At 61.9% G+C, this 4,222-nt stretch carries 5 protein-coding genes and 1 tRNA gene; 2 read left to right on the forward strand and 4 right to left on the reverse strand.

Going from position 1 to position 4,222, the window contains the following annotated elements; translation table 11 throughout:
• The 3 genes from EOA23_RS32060 to EOA23_RS32070 all read right to left on the reverse strand — a co-directional run.
• On the reverse strand, positions 1-164 hold a 164-nt coding region (locus EOA23_RS32060; RefSeq protein WP_145966548.1), incomplete at its 3' end, for an ABC transporter permease.
• Positions 161-868, reverse strand: coding sequence for an ABC transporter ATP-binding protein (locus EOA23_RS32065; RefSeq protein WP_126060188.1), 708 nt, complete (start codon positions 866-868; stop codon positions 161-163). The genes EOA23_RS32065 and EOA23_RS32060, both read right to left, overlap by 4 nt.
• Positions 869-872: 4 nt before the next feature.
• Positions 873-2,159 (reverse strand): efflux RND transporter periplasmic adaptor subunit, encoded by a 1,287-nt coding sequence (locus EOA23_RS32070; protein ID WP_127307034.1) that lies wholly within the window; start codon positions 2,157-2,159, stop codon positions 873-875.
• Between the two features lie 132 nt (positions 2,160-2,291).
• On the opposite strand from EOA23_RS32070, the gene EOA23_RS32075 reads away from it, so the two are divergent.
• Together EOA23_RS32075 and EOA23_RS32080 are read left to right on the forward strand one after the other, a co-directional pair.
• Complete coding sequence (locus EOA23_RS32075; RefSeq protein WP_126060190.1) at positions 2,292-3,194, forward strand: PhzF family phenazine biosynthesis protein; 903 nt, start codon at positions 2,292-2,294, stop codon at positions 3,192-3,194.
• 105 nt (positions 3,195-3,299) lie between these two features.
• Positions 3,300-3,375, forward strand: a tRNA-Lys gene (locus EOA23_RS32080).
• Between the two features lie 274 nt (positions 3,376-3,649).
• Here EOA23_RS32080 and EOA23_RS32085 read toward each other — a convergent pair.
• Positions 3,650-3,982: a hypothetical protein gene (locus tag EOA23_RS32085; protein WP_127307035.1), complete on the reverse strand. Its 333-nt coding sequence runs from the start codon at positions 3,980-3,982 to the stop codon at positions 3,650-3,652.
• Positions 3,983-4,222 lie beyond the last annotated feature (240 nt).

Consider the following 4,222-nt stretch of genomic DNA (forward strand, 5'->3'; position numbering starts at 1 on the left):
AGCTTGGAGATATCGGCCTTGACCTTCTCCGTGGTGCCGGAGCCGATGGTGAGCATGGCGATGACGGCGGCGACGCCGATGACGATGCCAAGCAGCGTCAGGAAAGAGCGCAGCACGTTGCGGCGGATCGAACGCAGCGAAAGGCGGACGGTCTCCCAGATCATGCCGCTTCCTCCGCCTTCAAGGTATCGGAGGCGACATGGCCGTCGAGGAAGCGGATGGTGCGGCCAGCATAGTCCGCGACGTCGGCCTCGTGCGTGACCATGACGATGGAGAGCCCGAGCTCGGCGTTGAGCCTGGTCAGCAGCTCCATGATCTCATGCGTGCGCGCGGTGTCGAGATTGCCCGTCGGCTCGTCGGCAACAAGCAATGTCGGCCTGGTGACGATGGCGCGGGCGATCGCCACGCGCTGCTGCTGGCCGCCCGACAGCTCGGCCGGCGTGTGGTGCTCGCGCCCGACAAGCCCGACCTCGGCCAGCGCCTGCATGGCGAGGTCCCGGCGCTCGCGCGCTCCAACGCCGCGATAGATCAGCGGCAGCTCGACATTTTCCGCCGCGGTGGTGCGCGGCAACAGATTGTAGCCTTGGAAGACGAAGCCGACATAAAGGTTGCGCAAAAGCGCGCGGCGGTTGCGGTCGAGCCGGCCTGCGTCGATGCCCATGAAGGAGTAGGTTCCAGCCGTCGGCGTGTCGAGGCAGCCAATGATGTTCATCGCCGTCGACTTGCCCGAGCCGGAGGGTCCCATGATGGCGACGAATTCGCCGCGCCGGATGGCGAGATCGACGCCGGCCAGCGCATGCACGCGGGCCTCGCCCTCGCCATAGCTCTTCCAGACCTTGTCGAAGGTGATGAGCAGGGGAGCCGACATGTCGTCAGCTCCGCTGCTGCGCGCCGGTGATGACTTGCGCGCCCTCATCGAGGCCGGAGGTGATCTCGGTCAGCTCGCCATCGGTCGAGCCGATCCTGACGTTGACCGGATGCGGCCGGCCGTTCTCCAGCACATAGAGCGTGCGCGAGCCGTCGGTCGGCGCCTTGGTCGGCTCGCGCTGCCTATTGGGGCGGCCCATGCGGCCGGTGAAGAGATCGCTCAGGCTCCAGCCGCGGGCCTGCTGCTGCATCGGGCGATAGCGGAAGGCCGTCGAGGGAACGGTAAGCACGCCCTTGGCCTGCCTTGTGACGACTGAGACCGTGGCCGTCATGCCGGGCCTGAGCAGAAGCTCGCCATTGTCGACCTCGAGGCGCGCATTGTAGGTCACGACGCCGTCGGTGGTGACCGAGGCGTAGGAGATGTCGCGGATCTCGGCATCGAACGGGCGGTCCGGGAAGGCATCGACGGTGAAGCGGGCGTGCTGGCCAGGTTTGACCTGGCCGATGTCGGCCTCGTCGACCGCCGCCCGCAATTCCATGTTGCGAAGGTCGGCGGCGATGACGAACAGCACCGGCGCCTGCAGCGAGGACGCGACCGTCTGGCCGGGATCGACCGAGCGTGTGAGCACGATGCCGTCGATCGGCGCATAGATGGTGCTCTTGGCCAGGTCTGTCTGCTGCGCCTTGAGGTCGGCCTGGGCGATGGCGAGATTGGCCTCGGCGCTGTCCAGCGCTGCCTTCGAGCGGTCGCGCGTCGCGTTTGCCGCTTCGAGCGACTGGTCCGTCGCCATGCCGCGCTTGGTCAGCGCGCTGGCGCGCACGACCGCGTTCTCGTTCTCCTGCAGGGTCACCTTGGCGTCCTCGACGGCGGCTGCCGCCGCCTTGGCGGAGGCGGTGGCGCGCTCGATCTGGACTTCGAGCTTCGCGGTATCGAGCGTCGCCAGCACGTCGCCCTTCTTGACCTGCTGGTTTTCGTTGACCGCAACCGAGCGGACGATGCCGGAAAGCTCGCTGGAGATGTCGACCTGGGTCAGCGGCTGCAGCGTGCCGGTGGCGGATACTTCGACAGTGAGGTCCGCGGTCGCCGCCGGCACGGTGGTGTATTCAATCCTGGGGGGCGCCGCGGCGTACCATTGATAAAGGGCAACGCCGACCGCTGCGACCGCTATCGCCAGCAGGGCGTAAAGCCAGAGGCGGCGACGCTTGCGGCTTACGCCCTTGCGGTCGAGGCCGAGCGCGGCCTCTATGGAAGTACCGGATTCCGCCTTTGGCGGATTGACAACCTGGTCCACCCCGGACCCCTATGCTGGAAATCGATGTCCCTGTCCGTGCACAGATCAGGCTTTAAGGTTCGAATTTCAAATTAAATTTCCCTCATGTTGGGATTGGGGCAGAAATTCGGGGCGAGGCGAAAGGTTTTCTCCATGACGCGCAATTACTTGCTTTACGATGTGTTTACCACCGAAAGGCTGGCCGGAAATCCGCTTGCGGTGGTGCTCGACAGCGATGGGCTTGACACTGCCGGCATGCAGGCGATCGCGCGCGAATTCAACCTGTCCGAGACGGTGTTCGTGCTGCCTCCAGACAATCCGATGCACCGCAACCGTATTCGCATCTTCACGCCCGACTATGAAATGCCTTTCGCGGGCCATCCGACAGTCGGCTCGGCGATCGCGCTGGCGGAACTCGCCGAGGAGGAGGCCGGCATTTTCGTGCTGGAGGAGAATATCGGGCCGGTGCGTTGCGCGGTGAGCAAGCATGACGGCTCGACATTCGCCGAGTTCGACCTGGCGAAACTGCCGGAACCGTTGGAGCTCAAGGCCGATCCGGAAGCGATCGGCGCCGCGCTCGGCCTTGGCCCGCACGAGATAGGCTTCGAGAATCACCGCGTCGCCTTCTGGTCGGCCGGCGTGCCTTACGTGACCATTCCCGTTGCCGGATTGGAGGAGGCGGCCAAGATCAGGCTCGACAACCAGGCATGGTCGGAATTGGCGCCCCGCAAGAGCGAATGGGCTTTCGCCAGTCCATATGTCTATTGCCGAGAGACGGTGCATCATGACAGCGCGTTTCATGTTCGCATGATCGTGCCCGGCACGCCGTCCTACGAAGATCCCGCGACCGGTTCGGCTGCCGCGGCCTTTGCCGGCGCCATCATGTATTTCGACATCCCGACCGACGGCGTCTCGCAGCTCTGGATCGAGCAGGGCCTGGAAATGGGCCGGCCCTCGCGCATCCGCCTCGAGCTCAATGTCGACGGCGGAAAACTGGCCTCCGCGCGCGTCGGCGGCCATGCCGTCAAGGTGGCGGAAGGCAGGCTGTTTGTGTGACGGGTGCGGCAATTCAGCGATTTGTCGGGAAATGATCCGGCAGGGCTAGACATCCCCGAAAGCGGCGGCTATATGCGCCGCCGACGCTGGTTTTCCCGGCGGTGTGGGTGTGTAGCTCAGTTGGTAGAGCAGCTGACTCTTAATCAGCGGGTCCACAGTTCGATCCTGTGCACACCCACCAAATTTTCCTATGGTATTTGTCCTTTTGTTCCGCCTTCGCGGCGGATTGAGTCGCTACGGCTGAAGACCTGCAACGATCGCCCGTCAGACAGCTCTCATGACGATTGCTGCCCAACCGGCGATCGCGATCAATCCGTAAGTGCCAATGCCGCACTAGAGCAATTCCAGGAAAGGTGTGAGCGGTTTTCCGTCCGGAATTGCGTAAAAACAAAGAGCTGGAGCGTTTCACCGTTTCCGTGAAACGGTGAAACGCTCTAGCCCACGGAAGATGTCCGCTACGCCTGGAAGAATTCCTCGATGTCATCCAGAACGGTGATGGTTGCGACGATATCCAACGGACTATCCCAGTCGACATGAAGAAGGAATTCAACGCCTCCTGCTTCCCCGCCGGCCACGCCGTGGGGGCCAACATTGGTCACATAAACATTAGCGGAGCCAAGATTTGGGCGCCCAAGCGTCTTCGGTCCGCCACCAAAGCCACCCAAGGCAGGTATAAATTCCGCTGCTGTTATGATCACCGCAGAGTCTAAGTTGATCGGGTCCCAATTGAAGTTCTGACGAATTGTGCCTTTCATTCCCCGATACAGTACTCTAATCGAACGAGCCATGCCTTCCTCCGTTTCTGAATAAAGATCAACAGTGGAATAACCACGATGTGTGATTTGGCATGGCGTCGGAATTTAATCTGTGATGATAATCACAAATCATGCGAAATTAATCGTAAGATGATCTTCAGATGATCCGGCGTCAGATCAGTGCAGCTGGCAAAATCCGCTAAATTTAGATAAATTTAAGCCGATTTGCAGAAACAGAAAATTGCGAACCAATCTGTTGGGAAGCCCCGTTAC

Source organism: Mesorhizobium sp. M2A.F.Ca.ET.042.01.1.1, assembly GCF_003997405.1.
GTDB lineage: Bacteria > Pseudomonadota > Alphaproteobacteria > Rhizobiales > Rhizobiaceae > Mesorhizobium.

What these genes read in the sequence shown, in the direction of transcription:
- EOA23_RS32065 (WP_126060188.1), bottom strand. Translation starts at nt 868, where the DNA reads ATGTCGGCTCCCCTGCTCATCACCTTCGACAAGGTCTGGAAGAGCTAT.
- EOA23_RS32075 (WP_126060190.1), top strand. Translation starts at nt 2,292, where the DNA reads ATGACGCGCAATTACTTGCTTTACGATGTGTTTACCACCGAAAGGCTG.
- EOA23_RS32085 (WP_127307035.1), bottom strand. Translation starts at nt 3,982, where the DNA reads ATGGCTCGTTCGATTAGAGTACTGTATCGGGGAATGAAAGGCACAATT.